Below are 23,794 nucleotides of genomic sequence, written 5' to 3'. Positions count from 1 at the left end.
TTTGGGGAAGTTTCCAGAAATCCGTGGACTCACTCTACGGGGGAAGGACCCCGTAACCAAACTAATTACAGCCCCTCAAAAAGGCCACACCTAAAGCAATTGCACAAGCAAAACTGGAGACGTATGAAATGGCATTAATGAAAATCAGTACCCGTTTCCCATTGCTAAGTTCGCGAGAGCCAAAACTATAAATTACAGCCCTGAATGCAAACATATCCCCAAGAACGAACAATCTCCTTGGGATTATTGATTTCGCACTTCCGATATCGCTAAGAGCAGAGATAGTTATGATTCTGAAAATCAGGAGCATGGAAACAGACAAGAATAGAATAGCTCCAAGCAAGAATATGAAATTTGCGAAACTGCCATTCTCGCATACCATCATAGTTCCTTCTTGAGAGTACTGACTTCTTGAGAAGAAACACTCGCACCAACTGATGGCATCCCGACCGAAATCGACCAATTTCCTGACTCTGATGAATATGAGCCTTGAACAGAGCCGACCGGAGTATTGATGGATAGAACAGACCCCGAAGATGGCCCTGAGGGATCATTGGTAAGTCCGACAGCTAAATCGACACCCGTCGACAAGCCGAGAACGAACTGAGGATTCCCAGAAGTAGGTACCGGTGTCGAAGTAGTGGCGCTCCCCAATTGCCCCATAGCGCCTCCGCTTACGAAGCCCACATCCGGGACTGGGACAGTACCAGTAGTAATTCCACTGCTATATGCAAGCCCACCCGATGCCTGGACTGCAACGCCCATTAATCCATTCCCCGCGTTGCCATGAGCTCCGGCTTGAATAAAAGCTGCCTTTGGCATCGCGTGTCCCACGGCTTGCATAGCTTCTCCTACTGCCTGAGTGTACGCTTTCGCTGCCATTTGTTGACCGATTGCTGCCTGAACCTGGCCCGGCGTTACTCCATAGATGACTTGTACTTGTCTCCCATCCGGGTCAGTAAAAGTGTAGGGATTGTTGTTGGCATACCAATACCGATTGAAGCTCGCCCCGGTCGCCGCCTCCGGCCCGACCGGGTCGACGGACAGGAACCTGCCCGCGACCGGATCATAGTAGCGCTGCTGCATGTAGTAGATGCCGGTCTGGGCATCGTAGACGTGGCCGGTGAAGCCGGGGCCCTGGGTCGGCGTGCCGACCGACACGAGGCCGTAGGGTTCATGAAGCTGGCGGCTGCCGGTGATGAGGTGCCATTGCGCGATGCCGGTGGCTTGAACTCCGCTTCCACCTGCGCATCCAGCGCGGCTCGCGCCTGTGCCCGCTTCGATGCGCCCCGCTTGCGCCAGTCGCTTCTTGCACCGTGATGCGGCCGATGCGCGCAAGGCGTGGCGTGACCGCGCCGGGTTGGCTAGCATCCCCGGTTCGATGGCAACCTCCCCCGACCATGATCCGATCCCGCTGCTCGAGGCGCGTGGCCTCGCGTTTGCGCGCAATGACGAGCCGGTGTTCGGGCCGCTCGACTTTCGCCTGTTCGCCGGCGAGGTCGTGCTGATCGAGGGTGACAACGGTGCCGGCAAGACGACCCTGCTCAAGGTGCTTTCGGGCCTGCTCGAACCGGGCGCGGGCGAGATCGTGCTCAACGGCGAGCCACTGACCCTGGCGCGGCTGTCGCACCAGGTCGCCCTGCTCGGCCATCTGACCGGCCTCAAGGGCGACCTGACCGCACTCGAGAACCTGCGCTTTGCCACCGGCCTCGGCGGCATGCGCCCCGGCATCACGCCGTCGCTCGCACTCGGTTCGGTCGGTCTCGAAGGCTATGAGGACGTGCCGGTGCGGCAACTCTCGGCCGGCCAGCGCAAGCGCGTCGCACTGGCCCGCCTGCTGCTGGTACCGGCCGCGCTGTGGCTGCTCGACGAACCCTACGCGAATCTCGACCGCGGCGGCATCGACCTCGTCAACCGCCTGCTCGACGACCACGCACGTCGCGGTGGCGCCGCCCTCGTCACTTCGCACGGCGCCTACGCCTTCACTTCGGGCACGCCGCGTCGCCTGCCGCTGCGGAGCGCGGCATGAAGCCCGGCACGCTTGGTGCCGCCTGCCTGGCGGTGATTCGCCGCGACCTGACCCTGTCATGGCGCCGACGCGGCGATGCGTTGAACCCGGTGCTGTTCGCCCTGGTCGTGGTCACCCTGTTCCCATTCGCCCTCGGTCCCGAGCCGAACCAACTCGCCCGCATCGCCGCCGGGATCGTCTTCGTTGCCATCCTGATCGCAGGCGTGCTCGCGCTCGATTCGATGTTCCGCTCCGACTGCGACGATGGCGCGCTCGAACAGCTCGTGCTGTCACCGCATCCGCTGCCGCTGCTGCTGGCCTGCAAGATCCTGGTGCACTGGACCACCACGGCGCTGCCCCTGATCGTCGCCGCGCCGCTGCTCGCCGAGATGCTGCACTTGCAACACGCGGTGCTGCCGGTGCTGCTCGCGGCACTTGCATTGGCCACGCCGTTGCTGAGCCTGCTCGGCGCGGTCTGCGTCGCGTTGACGGTCGGCATGCGTCGCTCTGGTATGCTGCTTGCCTTGCTCGTGCTGCCGCTGTACGTCCCCGTGCTGATCTTTGCCGCCGGCGCCTGCGACGCCGCCCAGGCCGGCCTGCCGTATCTCGCACCACTGCTCTGGCTCGGTGCGGCACTCGTGCTGGCCCTCGTCCTTGCCCCGCTCGCATGTGCGGCTGCCCTGCGCATCTCGATCACCTGATGAACAAGCTGACCCTCTGGTTCCACAAGTTCGGCTCGCCGCCGGTGTTCCACCGCATCGGCGGCTTGCTCGCGCCGTGGCTGTTCGCGGCGGCGCTGGTGCTGATGGCCGTCGGCCTCTATGGCGGCCTCGTGCTGGCGCCGGCCGACTACCAGCAGAGCGACGCCTACCGCATCATCTTCATCCACGTGCCCTGCGCATGGATGAGCCTGTTCATCTATTTCTTCATGGCGGCCAACGCCTTCATCGCCCTGGTCTGGCGCATCAAGATTTCCGAAATCCTCGCCATGACGAGTGCGCCGATCGGCGCCGCCTTCACCGCGATCACGCTGGCCACCGGGGCGCTGTGGGGCAAGCCGATGTGGGGCACGTGGTGGACCTGGGACGCCCGCCTGACCGCAGAGCTGGTACTGCTGTTCCTCTACCTCGGCGTGATCGGCCTGTACCACGCGATCGAAGACCGCCGCCAGGCTGCGCGCGCAGCCGGTTTCCTTGCTTTGGTCGGCGTGGTCAACGTGCCGATCGTGCATTTTTCGGTGAAGTGGTGGAACACCCTGCACCAAGGCTCGACGGTGCGCCTGCTCGGGCCTTCGGCGATCGATTCCAGCATGCTCTGGCCGCTGCTGGTGATGGCGCTGGCGACCAAGCTGTGGTTCTTCGCCAGCCTGTTCGTGCGCGCGCGCAACGATCTGGTCGAACTCGAGGCCGGCAAGGACTGGGCGCGCAAGGTCGCACTCGGCGAAGGGGACGGCGCATGAGCGATTTCCTCGCCATGGGTGGCTACGGCGTCTACGTGTGGGCCTCGTACGCGGTGTTCTTCGTCCTGCTCGCCATCGACTTCATTGCCCCGCGCCTGCGTCGCCGGCGCGTGCTCGCCGAGCTGCGCGGGCGCCTGCGCCGCCAGCAACGCAAGACCCAGGAGAACCCGTCACCATGACGCCCACGCGCAAACGCCGGTTGATCGCCGTCGGCCTCGTCCTCGGCGCGGTCGTGCTCGCCACCGTACTGACCGTGTTCGCCCTGCAGCAGAACATGACCTATCTGTACACGCCGAGCGAGATTCTCGCCGGCAAGGTGCCGCCCGGCGCCCGCTTCCGAATCGGCGGCATGGTCAAGGAACATTCCATCGAACGCGGCCAGTCGCTGACCGTGGCCTTCACCGTCACCGACGGTGATGGCGACATGCGCGTCGAATACGACGGCATCCTGCCCGACCTGTTCCGCGAGATGCAGTCGGTGATCGCCACCGGAACCATGCAGGGTGACCGCTTCGTCGCCACCGAAGTGCTGGCCAAGCACGACGAGAACTACATCCCCCGCGATGTCGCCGAGGCGATGGAGAAGGCGCATGCGAAGCATGTGAAACCCGGGATCGGGGATTAGGGATTCGGGATTGGTCAAAGCAACAGCCCGTGCTTCGACCTCTGCTTTCCCGAATCCCGAATCCCGAATCCCCAATCCCCGCTTGAACGAATCCCCAATCCCCAATCCCCAATCCCGGCTCCAACTCCATGCTCCCCGAACTCGGTCAATTCGCCCTGATTCTCGCCCTGCTGCTCGCCGCGGTGCAGTGCGTGTTGCCGATCGTCGGTGCGCATATCGGCAACCGCGCCCTGATCGCGAGTGCGCGACCGCTGGCGCTGGGGCAGTTCGTGTTCGTCGCGCTGGCGTTCGCGCTGCTCACGCAGGCCTTCGTCACCCAGGATTTCTCGGTTGCCTATGTCGCCCAGCATTCGAACCTCGCCCTGCCGTGGTACTACCGCTTTTCGGCCGTGTGGGGCGGCCACGAAGGCTCGCTGCTGCTGTGGGTGATGATCCTTTCCATCTGGACATTGGCGGTTGCCGCGCTGAGCCGCAGCCTGCCTGACGAGTTCATCGCGCGCGTGCTCGGCGTGCTCGGTTTCGTCAGCCTCGGCTTCCTGCTGTTCACCGTGCTGACCTCGAATCCGTTCGCGCGCCATGTACCCGCGCTCGCCGACGGCAACGACCTCAACCCGGTGCTGCAGGATTTCGGCCTGATCGTGCATCCGCCGATGCTCTACATGGGCTATGTCGGGTTCTCGGTCGCGTTCGCGTTCGCCATCGCCGCCCTGCTCGGCGGCTCGCTCGACCTGCGCTGGGTGCGCTGGTCGCGGCCGTGGACGAATGTGGCCTGGGGTTTCCTCACGCTCGGCATCGCGCTCGGCAGCTGGTGGGCCTACTACGAGCTCGGCTGGGGCGGCTGGTGGTTCTGGGATCCGGTCGAGAACGCCTCGTTCATGCCATGGCTGGTCGGCACCGCGCTGATCCACTCGCAGGCGGTGACCGAGAAACGCGGCAGCTTTCGTGCCTGGACCCTGCTGCTGGCCATCTTCGCGTTCTCGCTGTCCCTGCTCGGCACCTTCCTCGTGCGTTCGGGCGTGCTGACTTCGGTGCATTCCTTCGCCAGCGACCCCGAGCGCGGCCTGTTCATCCTCGCCTTCCTCGGCGCGACGGTCGGCGGTTCGCTGCTCATCTACGCGCTGCGCGCGCCCAAGGTTGCCGGCGGCGAACCATTCGCCGGCGTCTCGCGCGAGACCCTGCTGCTGGTCAACAACCTGATGTTCGCGGTGGCCGCTTCGATGGTCCTGCTCGGTACGCTGTATCCGTTGATCGGCGAAGCCTTCGACCTCGGCCGCATCTCGGTGGGACCGCCGTACTTCGGCTTCATGTTCGTGCTGCTGATGCTGCCGGTGGTGCTGCTGTTGCCATTCGGCCCGTTCGTGCAGTGGCGGCGCGGCGACGCAGCGAAAGCAATGCGCGCACTGCGTCCGGCGCTCGCCCTGGCCATCGTCGCCGGCCTCGCCGCCTGGCTGCTCGGCGGAGACATCCCGCTGAAGGGGCTGGCCGGCATCGCCGGCGCGATCTGGGTCGGCGCTGGCATCCTGCTGTACGCACTCGCACGCTGGCGCAATGCGCCGGCCGGACGCCGCTACACCCCGGAAACGCTCGGCATGATCCTCGCCCACTTCGGCATCGGCGTGTTCGTCGCCGGCGTGCTCGTCACCGAGGCGACCAGCGTCGAGAAGGACCTGCGCCTGGCCCGTGGCGAAACCGCCACGGTCGGCGCCTACACCTTCCGCTTCGACGGCGTCGAGCACACCGAAGGTCCGAACTACCGCGCCGACCAGGGCACGATCACGGTTTCGCGCGACGGCCGCGACATCACCGTGCTGCATCCGCAGAAGCGCCAGTACGGGCGCAACACGCAGATCCAGACCGAATCGGCGATCGACCCCGGCTTCACCCGCGATCTCTACGTCGCCCTCGGCGAACCGCTCGGCGACGACGGCGCGTGGTCGGTGCGCATCTACCACAAGCCGCTGATCCGCTGGATCTGGCTCGGCGCACTGCTGATGATGGCCGGCGGATTCGTCGCCGCGAGCGACCGGCGGTTCCGGGCTGGCGCACGCGCCGGCACGGGGAATGCGGAACCGGCATTGGGCAAAGGGCAAGGCACGCCGGGTTCCGGCACACCTGCCACTTCCATTCCTCCGCATCCATCCTCCACTCCCGGCGCCACCGCATGAACACCCGCCTGCTCCCACTCGCCGGTTTCCTGCTGCTTGTCGCGCTGCTCGGCTTCGGCATCGTGTTGATGCGCAGCCGCACCATGAACGAGGTGCCGTCGCCGCTGATCGACAAGCCTGCGCCGACCTTCGCCCTGCCGGTATTCGACGACCCGCAACGCACGTTCGGCTCGCGCGATCTGGCCGGCAAGCCCTACCTGCTCAACGTGTTCGCGAGCTGGTGCTTCGCCTGCCTCGACGAGCATCCGTTGCTGATGGCCGAGGCAAAGCGGCTCGGCGTGCCCCTGGTCGGCCTCAACTACAAGGACGAGGCCGACGACGCCAGGCGCTGGCTGGCGCGCTTCGGCGATCCGTATTCGACCATCGTGGTCGACCGGGACGGTCGCGTGGCGATCGATTTCGGCGTCTACGGCGCGCCCGAGAGCTTCCTCATCGACGCCAACGGCATCGTTCGTTACAAGCGCATCGGCGCGATCACGCCGGCCATCCTCGCCAACGAGATCAAGCCACGTCTCGCCGCGATGGCGAAGGAGGCCCGATGAACGCCATGCTGGTGCGCCTCGCCGTGCTCGCGCTCACCATGCTCGCGCCCTTCACTGCGGCGGCGATCGACGCGCTGCCGTTCAAGGATCGCGCCGAAGAACAGCGCTTCCAGCAGCTGACCCGCCAGTTGCGCTGCCTGGTCTGCCAGAACGAAAACCTCGCCGATTCGAGCGCCGACCTGGCCAAGGACCTGCGCCAGGAAGTGTTCGAGCAGATGCGCCAGGGCAAGGACGACGAACAGATCAAGCGCTACCTGACCGACCGCTACAGCGATTTCGTGCTGTACGACCCGCCGTTGCGCATCGGCACCGCCGTGCTCTGGTTCGGCCCGCTGGTCGTGCTGCTGATCGGTGCGGCCATCGTCGCCGGGATCGTGCGCCGACGGGCGCGATCCACCACACCTGCCGCCGACGCCCCCACCGAGGACGAGTGGACATGACGACCTTCGTGCTGCTCGCCGGCCTCCTGCTGGCGATCGCCCTGGCCTTTGCCCTGCTGCCGTTGCGTACGGCCGGCAGTGCACGCGGCGACCGCCGCCTGCAGGCGCTCGACGACGCGCTCGCCGCCGGCATCATCGACGCGCAGGAATACGCGGCCAAGCGCGCCGCGCTCGGCAACGAAGCTGATGCCGCCGTCGCCGCGCCGGCCGGACGCGCCGCACGCCGCGCCGCGGTGCTCGTCGCCGTACTGCTGCCCGCCGCGGCGATCCTGCTCTACCGCCAGGTTGGCGAACCCGCCGCATTGGATCCCGCGCGCATGGCCGCCGCTCCGGCCGGCAATGCCGACGGCCACGGCATCGACATGAGTCAGGCGATCCAGGGCCTCGTTGCCAAGCTCGAAGCCGACCCCGGCAATGCCGACGGCTGGGCCCTGCTCGGCCGCGCCTACCAGTCGATGGGTCGTTTCGCCGAATCGCGTGACGCGCTCAAGCGCGCACGGGACCTGCTGCCGGACAACCACGACATCACCATCGAATATGCCCAGGCTGCCGCCCTTGCCGGCGAAGGCCGGCGCATCATCGGCGAGCCGCGTGCGCTGATCGAAGGCGTGCTGAGGGCCGATCCGGACCATCAGCGCGCGTTGTGGCTGATCGGCATCAGCGACTACCAGCAGGGCGACTACGCCGCCGCGATCGGCGCGTGGAACCGCCTGCTGCCGAACCTGCCGCCCGATTCGGACATCGCACGAAGCGTGCGCACGCAGATCGAGGATGCGACGCGACTGCTCGGCGAGGCGGCAGCACCTGCCGCTGCTGCTCCGGCAACGGCTGCGGCAGCACCCGTTGCGGCTCCCCCGGCCACCGGCGCCCAGGGACCGCGCCTGACGGTCAAGGTCAGCCTCGATCCGAAGCTCGCCGCGCGCCTCGACCCGAACGCCACCCTCTACGTGTTCGCACGCGCCGCCGAAGGGCCGACGATGCCGCTCGCGATCCAGCGCGCGGGCGCGCGCGAACTGCCGCTGACCGTCACCCTCGACGATTCGATGGGCATGATGCCGACCATGAAGCTGTCGATGTTCGAGAAGGTCATCGTCGGCGCGCGCCTGTCGTCAAGCGGCAACGCCGCCGCGCAGAGCGGCGACCTGCAGGCGCTGTCGGCGCCGGTCGACTCGCAGCGGCGCGAACCGATCGACCTCGTCATCGACAGCGTGGTGCCGTGACGGGCGACGCGCGCCGCTGGTTCGACCTGCCCTCGCCGTTCGCGATGAAGCGCGGCGGCGCCCTGGTCGGCGCGCGCCTCGCCTACGAAACCTGGGGCGAACTCTCGGCCGCTCGCGACAACGCGATCCTGATCCTGACCGGCCTGTCGCCGAGCGCGCATGCCGCCGCCAATGCCGAAGATCCCTCGCCGGGCTGGTGGGAGGAGATGCTCGGTCCCGGCAAGCCGATCGACACCCGTCGCTGGTTCGTCGTCTGCGTCAACACGCTCGGCAGCTGCAAGGGCTCGACCGGCCCGGCCTCGATCGACCCAGCCAGCGGCGAGCCGTATCGCCTGAATTTCCCGGAACTGACCCTCGAGGACGCGGCCAATGCCGCCCATGCACTCATCTGCGACGGGCTCGGCATCGAACGCCTGGCCTGCCTGATCGGCAACTCCATGGGCGGCATGACCGCACTCGCCTACCTCATCCAGCATCCGGGCAGTGCCGCCGCGCATGTCAGCGTGTCGACCGCGCCACAGGCACAGCCGTTCGCGATCGCGATCCGCTCGCTGCAACGCGAGGCGATCCGTCTCGACCCGAACTGGAACAACGGGCACTACGACGACGACCACTGGCCGGCCGCAGGCATGAGCATCGCACGCAAGCTCGGCGTCATCACCTACCGCTCGGCGATGGAATGGGTCGGCCGTTTCGCGCGCATCCGCCTCGATTCCGATGATCGCGATGAGGATCCGTTCGCCGTCGAATTTGCCGTCGAGTCGTACCTGCAGAAGCACGCCGACCGCTTCATCCGCGCCTTCGACCCGAACGCCTACCTGTACCTGTCACGCGCCAGCGACTGGTTCGACCTCGCCGAACACGGCGGCGGCAGCGTGAGTGCCGCACTGGCGCGCATCGACGTCGCCCGCGCCCTCGTGCTCGGCGTCGAAACCGACATCCTGTTCCCGCTCTCGCAGCAGCAGGAAATCGCCGACGGCCTGCATGCCGGCGGCGCCCAGGTCGACTTCGTCCCGCTCGACAGCCCGCAGGGCCACGACGCCTTCCTCGTCGACATCGAACGCTTCGGCGGGGCGATTGCCGCTTTCCTTGGGAATTAGGGAATAGTCAGAGCGAAAAGACCGACGCGCGCTTCACCGCTCTGCTTCAACCATTCCCCATTCCCTATTCCCCATTCCCGGCTCCACCGCCTTAGAATCCAAGGTCATATCGCCCACCCGGGAGCCCCCATGCTCGCCCTCGAATTCCCCGGCTGCCGCCGCCTCGTCGACGAGATCGACGCCGCCGTGCGCAACGACTGCCCCGAGAAGATCACCGACGCGCTGCGCGCGAGCCTGTGCCGGCTGATTCGCGACCCCGAGGTGCGCCTGCCGGAATGCGTGTTCGAACCGGTCGCCGACCACTATGCGCGCCGCGAGATCTACCGCAGCGACGAGTTCGGCTACAGCGTCATCGCCATGACCTGGGGCCCCGGCCAGGGCACGGCGATCCACGACCACGCCGGCATGTGGTGCGTCGAGGGCGTCTGGCACGGCCAGATCGAGGTGACGCCCTACGAACTGGTCGAAAGCAGCGGCGAACGATTCCGCTTCGAACCGCGCGGCACCACCCTGGCCGGCCCCGGCTCGGCCGGCAGCCTGATCCCGCCGCACGAGTACCACACCATCCGCAACCCGAGCGACGCAGGCGTCGCCGTCTCCCTGCACATCTACCGCGGCTCGATGACCTGCTGCTCGGTGTTCAAGCCGGCCGGCGACAACTGGTACGACCGCGACGAACGCCAGCTCTCGCTCGACCGCACGCACTGAGCGGCCCCTGGTCCGCTATACTCCACGCCCCACGCCGAAGTGGTGGAATGGTAGACGCGACGGACTCAAAATCCGTTTCTGGCAACAGAGTGTGGGTTCGAGTCCCACCTTCGGCACCAAGGCTCGCCGCGACGGCCCGGCAAGCCTGCGCAACGCATGGAACATGCACATGCCAGGTGCCAACATCACCCGATTGCTCGATCTCGCCGGCGGTGGCGACCGCCAGGCGTGGAACCGGCTGGTCGAGCTGGTCTATCCCGACCTCAAGCGGCTGGCGCGCAATGCCTTCACCGAGCGCAACAGCCACACCCTAGATACCACTGCACTGGTACACGAGTGCTACCTGCGCCTGGAGCGTGCCGACGGCGCGCCGCGCGATCGCGGTCATCTGATGTCGCTGGCGGTGCGGATCATGCGCCAGGTGTTGATCGACCATGCGCGCAAACGGCTCGCGGCCAAGCGCGGCGGCGGTGCGCCCGCCACGGACGTCGCCAATGTGCAGGTCGCCGACACCGGCCAGTTCGTCCTGCTGGTGGAAATCGACGCGGCGCTCGACCGCCTCGCCGCAGTCGAACCGCGCCAGGCCCAGGTGTTCGAATGCCGCTACTTCGGCGGCCTCAACGATGCCGATACCGCGCTGGCGCTGGGCACCTCGCCGCGCACCGTGCATCGGGACTGGGATGCGGCGCGGGCGTGGCTGGCGGAGAACGTCGGTTAGGAAAACGTCGGCTCCACCGCTTCGCGGCTTGAGCCGACCTACGGCGTGTCGACCATCGCGCGCCGCGCCGCGAGCAATGGCTTGAGCGTGGGATTGTCGTCGGTGGTGCGGGCCTGCATGGCGGCGATGCTCTCGTCCAGCAAGCGCAGGCCGCGCTCGCGCTCGCCCATCGCGATCAGGAGACGCCCACGGCTGGCCTGCAACGCGAAGCGGCGCAGGTCGTCCGGGCCGAGGGCGGTGGCGACTTCATCGCCCGCATTGAGCGCGCTCATCGCCTCCCGATAGCGGCCCAGCTCGCGCAGACAATCGCCCAAGCCGCGCAGGACGGTGCTGCGGATGGTCGCAGGCGCATCGGGCAGCCCGTCGAGAATGCGCATCGTCCGCTGGAAATCGCCCAGCGCCTCGCTAGGGCGCCCCAGCCGCATGCGCGCGTGCGCCAGATTGCTCAGCGGCGGCACCGCCTGGATTGCGTTCTCGCCCCACATCGCGGCGCGGCGTTCGACCAGATCCGCGAACACCGGTTCGGCCTCGTCCATCCGATCCACGGCGCTGAGCAGGAAGCCGTACTCGTTCTGCAGGAACAGTGTGTCGATGGTGTCGGTGCCGTAGCGCGCGCGTTGCAGTTCGAAGGCACGCCGCGCGGCCTCGATGGCCCCGTCGTACTCGCCGCGCGCCTGAAGCCCGTGCGCCAGCACCGACAAGGCCTTGAGCGTGGAAGGATGATCCACCCCGAGGGATGCGGAAAGATCGTCGTGGGCGCGCTGCGCCGCTGCGGCGCCATCCGCCGGCGTGCCGTTCATGCGCTGGCCCTGAGCGATAAACAGGCGCGCCTCGCCGGAAACCGCATTGGGTGTCCCCAGCGCGGCGTCGGCCTCCTGCGCCAATGCCTCGAACTCACCGTGCAAGCCCACATCGGCCCCTTGGCGCGAGCGTGCTTCGAGCAGGCGCAGACGCCAGTTCCACCGGCGCGGATCGTCTTGCGCCAGTTCGCGTGCACCCAGTTCGGCCAGCGCCTGGAACGCCGCAATGCCGCGCGCGAAGTCCTGTTCGCTGATGTCCAGCGCGCCCATCTCCGCCTGGGCCCGCAGCCGTGCCGGATGTGCGGGTTCCAGCGTGGCGGCAGCCTGCAACGCGGCCTCGTAGAGCTTGCGGGCGCGCTCGTACTCGCCGAACTCGTAACGCACCACGCCAAGCGTGACCAGTACCTCCGCGTGCACGTCCGGCGCGGCGGCAAAGCGCTTCCCGATCTGTGCTTCCGCCGTATCCAGCGCCTGCCGCACCGTCACATCGGGCGCGCCCGGCGCGCGCCGCAGCGGATTGGCGGCATCGAGCAGATCCTCGTTGAGGAAGCGATTGATCGCCTCGCTCGCCGCGCGTGCACGCTCGGCGGCATCACGCTCGCGCTGTGCGGTATCGCGTTCGGCCTGGGCGATGTCGCGTTCCTGTGCCAGACGATGGGTGAAGGCCAGGGTGGCCACGATGAGCACCGCCAACGCCAGCGCGCCGAGCGCCACGCCGAGCGGATGCCGCTGCGTGTAGCGCGTGACCAGGTAAGTCGCCGTGCGCGGCCGCGCCGCGACAGGCCGATGATCGAGAAAGGCGCGCACGTCCGAAGCCAGCGCCTCCACCGTGGCGTAGCGCCGTGCAGGTTCGAGATGACAGGCCGTGGCGAGGATCGCGGCCAGGTCGGCCGGGAGGTCGGCCGGGATGCCCGCCTCTGACGTGCCTTCCACCGCGGCTGCCAGTACCCGTGTGGCCTGCACGCGGGCCACGGTGTCGCGTTCATCGGCATCGCGGCTCAGCACGGCAGCCAGCAGGCGACCCAACTGGTACACGTCCGAGGCCGCCGTCAGCGGTTCGCCTGCCACCTGTTCGGGGCTGGCGTAGCCGGGCGTGAAAGCGCGTGTGGCCAGCGCATCGTTGTCACCCAGCAGTTGCGCAATGCCGAAATCCAGCAGCTTCGCGCCGCCTTCGCCATCCACCAGCACGTTGGAGGGCTTGATGTCCCGATGCAGCACGCCATGCGCGTGCGCGAAGGCAACCGCCGAACACACCTCCAAGAAGCGTTCCAGGCGCTGCCGCAGCGGCAACCCTGTGGCAATGCAGTGCGCATCCAGCGGTTGCCCATGGATGTATTCCATCGCAAACCACGGCTGGCCCTGCGCACCGCGCCCGCCATCGAGCAGGCGCGCGATATGCGGATGGGCCAGATCGGCCAGCGCCTGGCGCTCGCGCCGGAACAGCGCCTCGCCGGCGGCATCGTTCTGCCCGGCCTGCATCCACTTGAGCGCGATGCGCTGCTCGTATTCGCCATCGCTGCGTTCGGCCAGATACACCACCGCCATGCCGCCCCGGCCCAGTTCGCGCAGCACGCGGAAGTTGCCCACTTCATCGCCCACCTGCAATTCCGCCGCCGCCTCGCACTCGCGCACGAGCGAGGCGGCGACTGCGCCATGCAGCGCGCCGCCGGTTTGAAACTGGTTGGGATCGATGGGCATGGCGGCGGTCAAATCGCGATGATCCGCAGCCCCGGCAGATCGGCAAAATCCCGTGCGTTGCGGGTGAGCACGGCATATCCGTGTTCGATGGCCTGGGCGGCGAGCCACAGATCGTTGTAACGGGGCCGGGGCGAGCGGCCCGTGCGCTTCACGGCGGCGGCCAGCATGCCGAAGGCGGCTGCGGTATGACGGGTGAGGTCGAGCACCGGGCGGGTCTCGACCTGGCGCAGGAAGGCCGCACGCAAGGCGCGCTGCGCCGGGTCTTCGCAGATTTCGACGCCGAAGCGAAGCTCGCCAAGGGAAACCGTTGACGCGAATACCTGCATGTCGCCGGCAACGGCGATGACTGCCTCATGCTCGAGGTCGGCGGATGCCAGTGCCGCCCACACACTGCTGTCGAAGATCATCCCCACGGGTTGCGCACACCATCGTCGAATCCGGTACGGCTGTCTTTCAGCCATTGACCGGCCCAGGTGCGGGAAAGCATGGGGCGCAGGCCGGCCAGTGCTTCTTGGGCCGTCATCGAGCGCACGGCGGGAACAAGCGTGGCGATGATGCGCTGGTTACGCTCCACGTCCACGGCTTCGCCGCCAGCCACCTGGTCGAGGATGGCGCGGGTATTGCGTGCAAGATCGGTGGCGGTGATGGTCGGCATGGTGGCCCGAAGAATACGTAAAATATGTATTTTACGCAATTTCAAGCGACGCAATACGCAGCACCACGACTCGAAGGCTTCAAGTCGCAATCCCCTCGAAGCCCAAAGCAGCGCCCCGTTGCTCGATGCGCCATCCACCCCGGCCCTCCTTCGCACGCGAAGGAGGGAGACAAGCGGGCGTTTTCTGCGCGCCACATCGGGAGGAAGAAAAATTTTCGGCGCGAATGGCAAAACCCGCCGCCGTTTTCCGTGATGTGAAGTAGGAGGCTGCAAAACATGGCCATCACGGGAGCAGGACATGCGTGGCAAGTCGAAGAAAACGGGGATGTTCCGGGTGGTCTGGCTGATGGGATGGCTGATCGCGGCACCGCCATTGGCAGCGCAGCAGACAGCGTTCACGTACCAGGGGCAGTTGGATGTCAGCGGCACGCAGGCGGCCAGTTACGACTTCCAGGCCGACCTGTTCGCCGATCCCTGCACGGCCGAGCCCTGCCCGGGCACGCCGCTCAATCCCGCGCCGTTGCTGTTCCCCGGCACGGTGCTGACCGAGGGCCGCTTCCTGCTCTCCATCGACCCCGGCCCGCTGGTGTTCACCGGGCCGGAGCGCTTCCTGCAACTGCGCGTGCGGCGCGCGGGCGAGACCAGCTTCACCACGCTGCTGCCGCGCCAGAAGATCGCCGCCACGCCGTACGCACAACACGCCTCCGATGCGGACTTCGCCGCGCAGGTCGCGCCCGGCAGCATCGGTGCGCCCCAACTGGCGGCGGGCGCGGTGGGCACGGCAAACATCGCCAATGCGGCCGTCACCGCCGCCAAGATCGACGCAACCCAAGTGCAGCGGCGCATCAGCGGCAGCTGCCCTGTCGGCTCCGCCATGCGTGGCGTGGATCAGACCGGCACCGCGCCAACCTGCGAAGCGATACCCGGCACCAGCGGTTTCTGGTCCACCTCGGGCAATGCGGCGACCACGGCGCAATTCCTCGGCACCACCAACGCACAGCCCTTGGAGCTGCGCAGCAACAACCAGCGTGTGGCGCGCTGGGAGGTGACGGCCGGAGGAGAGGTCAATGTGCTGCTGGGCCGAAGCATCAACGCGATCACTGCGGGCGTGGCGGGTGCAGTGATCGGAGGAGGTGGTGGCCCCAATCGTGTCACCGACAGCTTTGGCACCATCGGCGGTGGACAGCGCAATCGTGCGGGCGACGATGCCGGGACGGTCAATGACGCGCAACACGCGACGGTCTCCGGCGGCCGCGACAACATCGCGAGCGCGACTGGAAGCACTATTGGTGGTGGCGAGGCCAACGCCGCGAGCGGACTACGAAGCACCGTCGGCGGCGGCGGCGACAACACCGCGAGCGGGTCTGATAGCACCATAAGCGGCGGCTTCGGCAGCACCGCGAGCGGGTCTGATAGCACCATAAGCGGCGGCTTCGGCAGCACCGCGAGCGGAAGTCGAAGCACCGTCGGCGGTGGCTTCGGCAACAGGGCACTCGGTTCAAATAGCACTGTCGGCGGTGGCATCCGCAACACGGCCGGCGCTTCAGGTAGCACCGTCGGCGGCGGCAGCGACAACACGGCACTCAATTCATCGAGCACCGTGAGCGGTGGCGAAAACAACTGCGCGGGCGCTAGCGGAAGTTGGGCAGGAGGATCTGGCGCCAAGGTCCGGCCACCTTTCGGCACCGGCACCGATCCCGAGGGGTCGGGATGCGACAACGTGGAGAACGCCCCGAGCAGTTCAGGGGACGCGGGCACCTTCGTCTGGGCCGATCGCCAGTTCAGCAACTTCGTCAGCAACGGCCCCAACCGCTTCCTGGTGCGGGCTCAGGACGGCATGACCTTGCAACGTTCAGGCACGGCAGCGCGCAACCCGCGTGCGTACCTCAATGTGGTGCGCGGGGATTCCGGCCTGCCGCTGGCCGACAACCCGATCAACAGTTCCGCCGTGGCCGTGTTCGAGAACGACAACGGCGCGAGCCTCTACCTGATCGCCGGTGGCAGCGAGAACAAGGCCCTGCGTTTCGGCGATGCCGACAATGCCAACCAGGGCGGCATCCACTACACCCCCGCCCACAGCATGCTGTTCCGCACCAACGGCAATATCACGCGCATGTCCCTGAGCAGCAGCGGCGTGCTCAGCCTGCCCACGCTCGGCAGCGCAGGCAGCACCTCGCTGTGCCGCAACGCTTCCAACCAGATCGCCACCTGCTCCTCCAGCGCCCGCTACAAGCAGGCCATCGAGGCGCTCGACCTGGGCCTGGATGCGGTGCTGCGGCTGCGCCCGGTGGGCTACGAATGGAGGGATTCGGGCATGCCGGACATCGGCTTCATCGCCGAGGAAGTGGCCGAACTTGACGAGCGTCTGGTGACGCGCAACGCCGAAGGTGAGATCGAAGGCGTGCGCTACGAACGCCTCACTGCCGTGCTGGCCGGCGCGGTGCAGGAACTGGCCGCCCGCGAAAGCCTGGCGCGTGAAAGCAATGAAGCCCTGCGCGCCGATGTCGATGCGCTGCGCGCGGAACTGGCGCAACTGCGCGCGCTGCTGACGCGCAAGGAGCACTGACATGTGCAGCGCCACAGGGCGCAATGCAATTGCGCCGCATGCTCTCCTCCATGCACCGACATCCGGCGCATTCCGCCTTTGGCGAATGCGCCCTGCGGGACTGCGCGTCGCCGTGCTCGCCGCCATGCTGGCCGTGGCCGGCACAGCGGTGGCGCAATCGACAGGCGGGGATTTCACCCTGAAGAAATCTGTCATCGCCGGCGGCTCGGCCACGGCCGGCGGCGGGGATTTCCAGCTCGCGGCCACGGCCGGGCAGCATGATGCCGGGGTGATGCAGGGCGGCGACTTCACCGCGCGCGGCGGGTTCTGGCCGGCCGGCCCGCCGGCTGACGGGCCCGGGGACCGGATCTTCAGCGACGGCTTCGAGTGAGGTCGTAACGGCCCATCTGGCCCTTTGCGGCTTCCTTTGCCGTTTTGCGCATGGCCCGCATGGCGAAACGCAGCATCGGCTTCGATGCTGCGGCTTGCCCCGCCGCGAGGCACGCGGCATCATGCCGGCGTTCGGCGGCACCCGCTGGGGTCGGGTCGCGTGCAGGGAACCCGGACTCTTCCACCAGATTTCTTGATCGAGCGCGCATGATCGAATTCGGCCACAGCACGCACGTCGGTTTGCGCCGCGAGCACAACGAAGACACGTATTACGCCGATGCCGACCTCGGCGTGTGGCTCGTCGCCGACGGCATGGGCGGACATGAACATGGCGAAGTCGCCAGCGCAATCGCGCGCGACACCCTTGTCGCCGAGGTCGGCAAGGGCACGCCCTTGGTGCGTGCCGTGCAACTGGCCGACGAGGAAATCATCAGGCACTCGAACCGCCGCAGCGAAGCCCTGCCGATGGGCACGACGATCGCCACCATGCGCCTGATCAGCGAGCGCGAGTTCGAGATCGCCTGGGTCGGCGACAGCCGCATCTATCTGTGGAACGGCGGGCTCAAGCAGATTTCGCAGGACCACTCCTACGTGCAGGAACTGATCGACCAGGGCGCGATCACGGTCGAGCAGGCGCGCAGCCATCCGCACCGCAACGTCGTCACCCAGGCGCTCGGCGTGACCGATCCGCAGGCGCTGCGTGTCGAGACGGTACGCGGCGAGTTCCACCCCGGCACGCAGATCCTGCTGTGCAGCGACGGCCTCACCGAGGAAGTCGGCGACGCCGAGATCGCCGCGGTCCTCGCCCGTTCCGAGCTTTCGGCGCAGGAGTGCGTTGACCAACTCGTGCTGGCCGCCCTCGATGGCGGCGGTGCCGACAACATCACCGTGGTTCTCGTACGCAACCGCTGAAGCGATGGCGCGCGCCGCATCGGCGCCCGAACGTGGGATGACGCTGCGATCTGCCCTCCCGTGCACGTGCGTCCGCACCAGGGTGACGGGCTCGCACGCTTCAACTGGCACGGGAGTGCGTGGTGCGTGGCCACTCCTCTTCCCTATGGCTGCGGCCCTGACACTTCGCCGGCACCGCGTTTCGTCGCCGGCGTACGCTCGCGCGCGAGCAGGGTGATGTCAGGCTTGTCCCAGCTACCGCCGACCCGGTAGCGCGACTGCGCGACCTCGTTGATCTGCTTGCCGATCAGGCCCTGCACGACGAGGCCAGCGGCGGCGCCGACCGGGCCGCCGGCGATGGCGCCGACCACCGGCAGGGTCGCACCGGCGCGTGGCGTCACGACCATCTGCTGGTCGTAGTCGCGCGCGCGCAGGCCGGTTCGGCCCGTGATATCGATGCTCGCAGCCGGGCTGTCGATGTGCAGGCCCTCGGTGAAGGCATTGCCGTCGCGCAGGACGAAGCGCCCCTTGATCTCGTTGAAGCTCATGCCCGAGCGGAACAGGTCGCTGAAGTCGAGTGACAGGCGGCGTGGAATCTCGGTCAGCGAGAGCAGCCCGAACAGGCGCCCGCCGGCACCGGGATTGACCTCGAGGATGCGCCCCTTGTCGACCGACAGTTCGAGCGTGCCGTCGAGGTTGGCGAGGGCGAACGCGGCCGGCGCGCCGGGCCATTGCGCGTCGATGCGCGCAAGCGTCTTGCCGCCGTCGATGATGCCGGCGAAGCCGAAGGCGTCGAGCATGCGCCCGAGGCTTTGCGCGGTCATGTCGATGACAAGATGCGAACGACTGTCGCTGGCAGCACCGGTCCATTCACCACGTGCACGCATGTCGAGTGCTGCTGAAGCGGTCTCGAGCAAGTCGATGTGCATGCCGTCCTGGCTCGGCCGGCTCTCGAAGCGCGCCTCGCCAAGGTTGGCGGCGCCGAGGCGCAGTTCGCCGACCCAAAGGTGCAGCGGCGGCAGCGAGGAGGGGGCGACGCCACTGAGTGCTCCGGGCGCGTTCTCCTGCCCCGGCGGCGGATCCGGCCAGTGCAGATGTTTCAGTTCGGCGGTGATGCCGCTGCGGGCGAGATCGGCCGAAGGCACGCGGACCGTGCCGTCGATCGCGGCACCGGAGAAACGCACGTGCATGGCATCGTCGCCCGACTCGATGGCCAGGCGCGTGCTGCCGAGGTCGCGACCGCCGAGAATGAGAGTTCCGACCTCCAGATCGACGCCGCGCAGGCTGCTGTCGCCACTCGCGCCAGCACGGGCGAGGTCCATCCAGCCGCCGAGGTCGAGCTCGGCCACGAGTCCGCCGATGGCGATGCCGTGGTCTGGCACGACGGAGTTCCGCGCATCGCCGAAATCGGCACGCACTGCAAGCGTGCTGGTCGGGCCGGGAATGCGTCCGCGCACATGCAGGTTGCCCAGCGAAGCGGTGAACGGCCGGTCCAGCGGGGGAATGTCCAGGCTCAACGAAAACGGCCGAACATCGGCGGCAGCCTTGGCGAGCGGCGCGGGAAGGTCGATGGCGATCCCGCGCAGGTCGCTGGACAGATCGAGTTGGCGCCGCGATGGCGCCGCACCCCGCTCGGCGCCGACCGCGAGCCTGGCCTGCCATTGGGCCTGGCCCGGAAAGCGCACGAACGCCGGCGCAAGCTCCGGCACCCGCGCGAACACCGTTGCCACCGGCAGCGCGGCATCGAGCGCGGCTTCGAGCACGTTGTCGCGATCCTTCGTCGCGCTGCCGATGGCGAGCGCAAGTTCGGCCGCATGGCCATCGACCTGCACGGCCAGTTTCTCCGCATGCACGCTGTCCTGGCTGAAGGCGACCCGGCCGCTCGCCTTGGCAAATTCCAGGGCCCAGGTGCTTTCGCCGAGATCGGCATCGACGAGGTCGGCGCTGCCATCGAGCGTGAGCGTGTCGACATCCGCGAACGGCACGCGCAGCGTGAAGCCGACCTTGCCCTGCCCGCCGACCGAGAGCCCACGCAACGCATCGACGTAGGTCGCACCGATCGGTGTCGCACGCAGGTAGTCGATCAGCACCGGACCGGGGCCGTGTGCCTGCACCTTGAGGTCGAGTACGGCATCACCGAAGCGGGCGATGCTGGCCTCGGCCCTGTCGATGACGAGCGCCTTCGACTGACCGGCGCTGACCGTGGCCAGCATGCCGGCGTTGATGAAGCGCGCGACCAGATCGATGCGCTCGGCGCGCGGCCAGCCCGGCAGGAAGTCGAGCAGCAGGTCGGTGAGATCGGCCTTGGCCTCGAAGCGTCCGGTCGGCTTTTCGAACGGCCAGTCGTCGAGGTCACCACGGAACACCACACGACCTTCACGCACGCGCCCGTCGACCAGGGCACGGTCGAGCCAGGCGCGTGCTGGCGGCGGCATCACGCGGATCGGCCAGAAGCCTTTGGCGGACGGCACTTCTGCATGCGGCACCAAGGCCTGCACATCGAGCAGCGGACGGCTGCCGTCATCGGCGAAGTGCAGGCCGCCGCGCAGGTCGATCGCATAGCGCGCACTTTCGATGGCAACCTGTGGAGTACGCAGATGCCAGCCATCCGCATCGGGCCAGGCGATGATGTCACCCTCGATCGCACTGAAGTCGAACGGTGTCGGGAACGCGTAGGGATAATCGAAGCGTGCCGCCTGGCGCGGGAGTTCCAGCAACAGGCCGGCTGCATCGCCGCGCAGGTGGAAGTCCAGATGATCCACACCCGGGATCACGCGCGCGTCCTCCGCGGCGAATCCCTCGACACGCGCATCGATGGCGAAATCATCGGGGGCGCGCCAGCGCCCTTCGAACGTGGTGATCTGCCCGCCTGGGTTCGCCGCGTACAACCACTCGCGCAGTTTTGCCGGCACCGCTGCCGGCAGCATGGCGAAGCTGCCGAGGGGCTCGATCGGCACTGCGCTGGCGGCGAAACGCCACTCGCGCGCGGCTTCGCCACCGCTCTGCACGGCCTGCACGCGCAGCCCTTCGGTTTCGATGCCACGCCGGGAAAAGCGACCGTCGGCGAGGTCGAAGGTCCAGCCATCCGCATTGCGCTGCCAGCGCGCGACGAAGGCCAGCCGATCGAACAGGGCACGCGGCTCGACGTCGACGCCCGGCGCCGCAGCCACCGCCGTCGTCGCCGCGAGTGTGGCGTCGCGCAGATCGATGCGCGCGCGCACGTCATCGACCACGCTCGCTTTCCAGTCGAGCCAGATCTCGATGTCACCCTGCCCGGCCGGCAGCGCGAGACCGGCCACGCCGTGTTCACGACCGACTTCGGCGAGATCGACGCCGCTGCCGCCCAGCCAGGCGCTGCCCGATTTCGCCTCGAGGTCGAAGTCGGAGACCAGGGCGAACGGCGGCGAGGTCGCGCCGGCCCGGCCAATGCGGCCGAGCACGCGTGTCATGCGGCCAAGGTTGACCACGCGCAGCTCGGGAATCTCGAAACGTGCATCGAGGGCGCGCGCCGGATCGCGCACGACGAGCTTGAAGTCGACCAGGACGATGGCACCGAGCACGCCCATCGACAGGTTGTCATCGGCGCCCTCACGCGGAGCGGCCAGGCCGCTGACCGACCATGCCCCGTCACTGCCACGTTCGAGGGCAAGGTCGAGGCCGATCAGGCGAAACTCGTTCCAGGCGCGGTTGCGCTGGAACGGCGCATACAGGTTCAGCGCAAGCTCGGCGCGTGGCAGCAGGATTTCGCTCTCGCCGGCGCGACCGGCACCGATGACCAGGCCGTTCAGCGCCAGGCGCGGACCGGCATGTGTCCAGTGCTCCTCGACGTGGGCCAGCGTGACCGGGCGATCGAGGCGCGCCGACAGCCAGGCGGCGACGCGTTCCGGGTTGTGCGCGAGCCATGGCAACGCCAGGCGCATCACGCCGACCATGATCGCAACGAGGATGACCAGACCCGCGAGCGTGCCGACGACCGCGAAGCGCAGGCGACGCAGGCGTCGGCGCGTGTTCATCCGCGCAGGGCCCTACAGCAGCACCACATCGTATTGTTCCTGCGAGTAGTGCTCCTCGGGCTGGAAGCGGATCGTCTTGCCGATGAACTCCTCCAGTTCGGCAACGGCGGCGGAATCCTCCTCGAGGATGCGCGAGACAACCTGCGGCGCAGCCAGCACGAGCAGCTTCTCGGCATCGAACTGGCGTACCGCGCGGGTGATCTCGCGGAAGATTTCATAGGTGACGGTTTCGGCGGTCTTGATCGAGCCGCGCCCGCTGCACGCCGGACACGGTTCGCAGAGCTGGCGTTCGAGGCTCTCGGTGGTGCGCTTGCGCGTCATCTCGACCAGGCCCAGCGGCGACATGTCGTAGACCGTCGTCTTGGCATGGTCGCGCGCCAGCGACTTCTCGAGCTGGCGGATGACCTGGCGCTTGTGGTCCTCGTCGACCATGTCGATGAAATCGATGATGATGATGCCGCCGAGATTGCGCAGGCGCAGGTGACGCGCGGCTGACTGCGCGGCCTCGAGGTTGGTGCGGTAGACCGTGTCTTCGAGATTGCGCGCGCCGAGGAAACTGCCGGTATTGACGTCGATCGTCGTCATCGCCTCGGTCTGGTCGACGACCAGGTGGCCGCCCGATTTCAACGGCACTTCCTTGCGCAACGCGCGCAGGATCTCGTCCTCCACACCGTACAGGTCGAAGATCGGTCGCTCGCCCGGATAGTGTTCGAGGCGGTCTGCAAGTTCGGGCATGAACTGGCGGGTGAAGTCCTGGGCGCGCTCGAGCGTCTCGCGCGAATCGACGCGCACCTTCTCGATGGTCGGGCGCATGAGGTCACGCAGCGCACGCAGTGCGAGCGGCAGGTCCTCGTAGACACGTGTGCCGACCTTGGCTTCGCCCATGCGCACGCGCAGGGCGTTCCACAACTTGTTGAGGTAAGCGATGTCCTCGGCCAGCGCATCGCGCGACTGGCCCTCGGCATTCGTGCGCACGATGTAGCCGGGCGCATCCTCGCCGAGCGATTCGGCGAGGATCTCCTTCAGGCGCATGCGCTCGGTGTCGTCCTCGATGCGTACCGACACGCCAAGCACCTTGCTGTACGGCAGCAGCACCAGGTAGCGCGACGGGATCGACAGGTGCGTGGTCAGGCGCGCGCCCTTGCTGCCGATCGGATCCTTGACCACCTGCACGACGATCTCCTGCCCCTCGCGCAGCAGGTCGGTGATCGGCGGCGGTGGTGACGGCGACGCATCGCCGTTCTCGTTGAGCAGCGGCGAATGCGGGCGGACGATGTCGGAGGCATGCAGGAACGCCGCGCGATCGAGCCCGATCTCGACGAAGGCGGCCTGCATGCCGGGCATGACGCGGCTGACGCGCCCCTTGTAGACATTCCCGACGTAGCCGCGGCGGCTCGCCCGTTCGACATGCAACTCCTGCAGCATGCCGTTTTCGACGAGGGCGACGCGGGTTTCGCGCGGGGTGACGTTGATCAGGATTTCTTCGGTCACGACAACGGCTTGGCGCGAAAAGTCGAAGTGGTTTATAGCTGGCCGGACGGCGTCTTGTCGATTGGCGGCGAGCAGCATCGCGACTGAAGTCGCTCCTGCAACCGCCCATCATTCTCCCGTGGGAGCGACTTCAGTCGCGATTCTCCGTGAAAACGACCGGACCAACCCTGCGGCCGGCCCGGCTGGCCGGCTCGCTGCGGTCGCTGCGCTTGCGCGGGGTCTGGGGCGCCAGGAGCCTGCACTTCGCCACGCCCACCCCGCTGCGAACCTTGCGGATGTCAACCTTTTGATTCCCAACGGCGGGCACCTGCGCCCTGTCGGGGGCA

The 23,794-nt window shown here is 67.4% G+C and carries 21 protein-coding genes and 1 tRNA gene; 16 read left to right on the top strand and 6 right to left on the bottom strand.

All coding sequences use genetic code 11. From position 1 onward, the window contains the following. Positions 1 to 381 precede the first annotated feature (381 nt). A complete protein-coding gene (locus KF907_RS10255; RefSeq protein ID WP_291220039.1) occupies positions 382 to 1,338 on the bottom strand; it encodes an RHS repeat-associated core domain-containing protein in 957 nt (318 codons plus the stop codon). Between KF907_RS10255 and ccmA the strand changes: the two genes are divergently transcribed. The 13 genes from ccmA to KF907_RS10190 all read left to right on the top strand — a co-directional run bounded on the left by ccmA (position 1,283) and on the right by KF907_RS10190 (position 10,985). Further along, positions 1,283 to 2,029, top strand: coding sequence for a heme ABC exporter ATP-binding protein CcmA (gene ccmA, locus KF907_RS10250; RefSeq protein ID WP_472843841.1), 747 nt, complete (start codon positions 1,283 to 1,285; stop codon positions 2,027 to 2,029). The genes KF907_RS10255 and ccmA overlap by 56 nt on opposite strands. Further along, the gene (gene ccmB / locus KF907_RS10245; RefSeq protein ID WP_291220037.1) at positions 2,026 to 2,709 is read left to right on the top strand and encodes a heme exporter protein CcmB; all 684 of its coding nucleotides are present in this window, start codon (positions 2,026 to 2,028) and stop codon (positions 2,707 to 2,709) included. Before ccmA ends, ccmB begins: the two co-directional genes overlap by 4 nt. Continuing rightward, positions 2,709 to 3,467 carry a heme ABC transporter permease gene (locus KF907_RS10240; protein WP_472843840.1) on the top strand — a complete coding sequence of 253 codons (759 nt, stop codon included), beginning with the start codon at positions 2,709 to 2,711 and terminating at the stop codon, positions 3,465 to 3,467. Before ccmB ends, KF907_RS10240 begins: the two co-directional genes overlap by 1 nt. Further along, positions 3,464 to 3,646, top strand: coding sequence for a heme exporter protein CcmD (gene ccmD, locus KF907_RS10235; protein WP_291220036.1), 183 nt, complete (start codon positions 3,464 to 3,466; stop codon positions 3,644 to 3,646). Before KF907_RS10240 ends, ccmD begins: the two co-directional genes overlap by 4 nt. Beyond that, positions 3,643 to 4,092, top strand: a complete 450-nt coding sequence (ccmE, locus tag KF907_RS10230; protein WP_291220035.1) for a cytochrome c maturation protein CcmE — start codon at positions 3,643 to 3,645, stop codon at positions 4,090 to 4,092. The genes ccmD and ccmE overlap by 4 nt, the downstream gene beginning before the upstream one ends. A gap of 128 nt (positions 4,093 to 4,220) precedes the next feature. Continuing rightward, positions 4,221 to 6,257: a heme lyase CcmF/NrfE family subunit gene (locus tag KF907_RS10225; protein WP_291220034.1), complete on the top strand. Its 2,037-nt coding sequence runs from the start codon at positions 4,221 to 4,223 to the stop codon at positions 6,255 to 6,257. Continuing rightward, positions 6,254 to 6,799: a DsbE family thiol:disulfide interchange protein gene (locus KF907_RS10220; RefSeq protein WP_291220033.1), complete on the top strand. Its 546-nt coding sequence runs from the start codon at positions 6,254 to 6,256 to the stop codon at positions 6,797 to 6,799. The genes KF907_RS10225 and KF907_RS10220 overlap by 4 nt, the downstream gene beginning before the upstream one ends. After that, on the top strand, positions 6,796 to 7,239 hold the full coding sequence (locus tag KF907_RS10215) for a cytochrome c-type biogenesis protein (protein ID WP_291220032.1): 444 nt from the start codon (positions 6,796 to 6,798) through the stop codon (positions 7,237 to 7,239). Before KF907_RS10220 ends, KF907_RS10215 begins: the two co-directional genes overlap by 4 nt. Next, a complete protein-coding gene (locus KF907_RS10210) occupies positions 7,236 to 8,459 on the top strand; it encodes a tetratricopeptide repeat protein (protein ID WP_291220031.1) in 1,224 nt (407 codons plus the stop codon). Before KF907_RS10215 ends, KF907_RS10210 begins: the two co-directional genes overlap by 4 nt. Further along, the gene (metX, locus tag KF907_RS10205; protein WP_291220030.1) at positions 8,456 to 9,559 is read left to right on the top strand and encodes a homoserine O-acetyltransferase MetX; all 1,104 of its coding nucleotides are present in this window, start codon (positions 8,456 to 8,458) and stop codon (positions 9,557 to 9,559) included. Before KF907_RS10210 ends, metX begins: the two co-directional genes overlap by 4 nt. Before the next feature lie 129 nt (positions 9,560 to 9,688). Further along, positions 9,689 to 10,267: a cysteine dioxygenase family protein gene (locus KF907_RS10200; RefSeq protein ID WP_291220029.1), complete on the top strand. Its 579-nt coding sequence runs from the start codon at positions 9,689 to 9,691 to the stop codon at positions 10,265 to 10,267. A 33-nt stretch (positions 10,268 to 10,300) separates the two neighbouring features. Then, positions 10,301 to 10,386 (top strand) — tRNA-Leu (locus KF907_RS10195). A gap of 50 nt (positions 10,387 to 10,436) precedes the next feature. Next, a complete protein-coding gene (locus KF907_RS10190; protein WP_291220028.1) occupies positions 10,437 to 10,985 on the top strand; it encodes an ECF-type sigma factor in 549 nt (182 codons plus the stop codon). A 38-nt stretch (positions 10,986 to 11,023) separates the two neighbouring features. Here KF907_RS10190 and KF907_RS10185 read toward each other — a convergent pair whose 3' ends face one another. From KF907_RS10185 to KF907_RS10175, 3 genes are read right to left on the bottom strand one after another with little or no spacing between them, the layout of a single operon-like run. Next, a complete protein-coding gene (locus tag KF907_RS10185) occupies positions 11,024 to 13,483 on the bottom strand; it encodes a serine/threonine-protein kinase (protein WP_291220027.1) in 2,460 nt (819 codons plus the stop codon). Between the two features lie 8 nt (positions 13,484 to 13,491). Continuing rightward, a complete protein-coding gene (locus tag KF907_RS10180) occupies positions 13,492 to 13,890 on the bottom strand; it encodes a PIN domain-containing protein (protein ID WP_291220026.1) in 399 nt (132 codons plus the stop codon). Continuing rightward, positions 13,887 to 14,276, bottom strand: coding sequence for a type II toxin-antitoxin system Phd/YefM family antitoxin (locus KF907_RS10175; protein WP_291220025.1), 390 nt, complete (start codon positions 14,274 to 14,276; stop codon positions 13,887 to 13,889). Before KF907_RS10175 ends, KF907_RS10180 begins: the two co-directional genes overlap by 4 nt. Positions 14,277 to 14,436: 160 nt before the next feature. On the opposite strand from KF907_RS10175, the gene KF907_RS10170 reads away from it, so the two are divergent. The 3 genes from KF907_RS10170 to KF907_RS10160 all read left to right on the top strand — a co-directional run bounded on the left by KF907_RS10170 (position 14,437) and on the right by KF907_RS10160 (position 17,985). Beyond that, entirely contained in the window at positions 14,437 to 16,704 is a 2,268-nt protein-coding gene (locus KF907_RS10170) for a tail fiber domain-containing protein (protein ID WP_291220024.1), read from the top strand. Positions 16,705 to 16,816: 112 nt separating this feature from the next. After that, positions 16,817 to 17,074: a hypothetical protein gene (locus KF907_RS10165; protein WP_291220023.1), complete on the top strand. Its 258-nt coding sequence runs from the start codon at positions 16,817 to 16,819 to the stop codon at positions 17,072 to 17,074. A 206-nt stretch (positions 17,075 to 17,280) separates the two neighbouring features. Further along, the gene (locus KF907_RS10160; protein ID WP_291220022.1) at positions 17,281 to 17,985 is read left to right on the top strand and encodes a PP2C family protein-serine/threonine phosphatase; all 705 of its coding nucleotides are present in this window, start codon (positions 17,281 to 17,283) and stop codon (positions 17,983 to 17,985) included. A 143-nt stretch (positions 17,986 to 18,128) separates the two neighbouring features. Here KF907_RS10160 and KF907_RS10155 read toward each other — a convergent pair whose 3' ends face one another. Beyond that, a complete protein-coding gene (locus KF907_RS10155; RefSeq protein WP_291220021.1) occupies positions 18,129 to 21,977 on the bottom strand; it encodes a YhdP family protein in 3,849 nt (1,282 codons plus the stop codon). Positions 21,978 to 21,989: 12 nt separating this feature from the next. Further along, positions 21,990 to 23,468 (bottom strand): ribonuclease G, encoded by a 1,479-nt coding sequence (gene rng, locus KF907_RS10150; protein WP_291220020.1) that lies wholly within the window; start codon positions 23,466 to 23,468, stop codon positions 21,990 to 21,992. Positions 23,469 to 23,794 lie beyond the last annotated feature (326 nt).

This window comes from Dokdonella sp. (assembly GCF_019634775.1).
Taxonomy (GTDB): domain Bacteria; phylum Pseudomonadota; class Gammaproteobacteria; order Xanthomonadales; family Rhodanobacteraceae; genus Dokdonella.
The sequence above is the reverse complement of the archived record's forward strand: the minus strand, read 5'-3'. Positions and strand labels throughout refer to the sequence as shown.